1 protein-coding gene and 1 other annotated feature are annotated in these 1,275 nt (G+C 63.0%); the gene reads left to right on the top strand.

The window, feature by feature from the left end:
* Window positions 1-20: 20 nt before the first annotated feature.
* Window positions 21-1,243 (top strand): IS3 family transposase gene (locus tag ACWKV7_RS23630; RefSeq protein ID WP_483860152.1). Its coding sequence is split into 2 segments (ribosomal slippage): window positions 21-306 and window positions 306-1,243, totalling 1,224 coding nucleotides; the frame shifts between segments, so codons are not numbered across the junction.
* Window positions 299-415 (top strand) — a sequence feature (AL1L pseudoknot). (Overlaps the previous gene by 117 nt.)
* Window positions 1,244-1,275: the final 32 nt, after the last annotated feature.

Here is a 1,275-nt window from a genome sequence, read left to right as displayed (position 1 = left end):
ACTCTTGAGAAGATGAGGCTATGAGAAAATCCACGACCTACTCCCCCGAAGTCCGTGAACGTGCCGTGCGCATGGTTCTGGAACACCTGAACGGCTACCCATCCGAATGGGCTGCCATCGAATCCATCGCGCCCAAGATTGGTTGCGCCGCGCAAACCCTGCTTGGCTGGGTGCGGCGTCATCAGACCGATAGCGGGCAGCGACCCGGTCCGACCACCGAGGAGCGCGAGCGCATCAAAGCGCTGGAGCGCGAGAACCGCGAGTTGCGCAAGGCCAACGAGATCCTGCGACTGGCCAGTGCTTATTTTGCCCAGGCGGAGCTCGACCGCCGCACCAAGTCCTGAGGGCATTTGTCGATCAGCATCGTGACCGGCTCGGGGTCGAGTCGATCTGCCGTGTTCTGCAGATCGCCCCGTCTGGTTACCGCAAGCATGCGGCCCGTTTGCGCAACCCGGCGCTGCGTTCCTGTCGCGGCCAGCGTGATGAAGTGCTGACCCTGGAAGTCCGGCGCGTTTGGGAGGCCAACATGCAGTGCTATGGCGCGGTGAAGGTGTGGAGGCAGTTCAGGCGCGAGCGCTTCGATGTGGCGCGCTGCACCGTGGAGCGCCTGATGCGCCAGGCCGGCTTGCAGGGCATAAGGCGTGGTCAGTCCGTACGAACAACGGTGCCGGCAGACAAAGGCGTCTGCCCGCTGGATCGCGTGCAGCGGCAGTTCCGCGCCGAGCGCCCCAATCAGCTCTGGGTGTCCGACTTCACCTATGTTTCAACCTGGCAGGGATGGTTGTACGTGGCCTTCGTGATCGACGTCTTTGCGCGCCGCATCGTCGGCTGGCGGGTCAGTACCAGCATGAAGACCGACTTCGTGCTGGATGCCCTGGAGCAGGCGCTATACGCCCGCCAGCCACATCGAGAAGGCCCCCTCATCCACCACAGTGATAGGGGTTCCCAGTACGTCTCGATCCGCTACAGCGAGCGACTGGCCGAGGCCGGCATCGAGCCCTCGGTCGGCAGCAAGGGAGACAGCTATGACAACGCACTGGCCGAGACCATCAACGGTCTGTACAAGGCCGAGCTGATTTACCGGCAGTCATGGAAGAGCCGCGAGGCCGTGGAACTGGCCACGCTCAGATGGGTGCACTGGTACAACAACGAGCGCCTGCTGAGCTCAATCGGCTATATCCCGCCTGCGGAGGCTGAGGCAAACTTCCACCGGCAACAAGCAGGTCAGGCCATGGCGGCCTGACTTAAACGAAACAGCCTCCACGAAACCCGGGG

The organism is Zestomonas ipomoeae (genome assembly GCF_057128665.1).
Note: the sequence above shows the minus strand (reverse complement) of the source record. Positions and strands in the feature narration are given on the sequence as shown.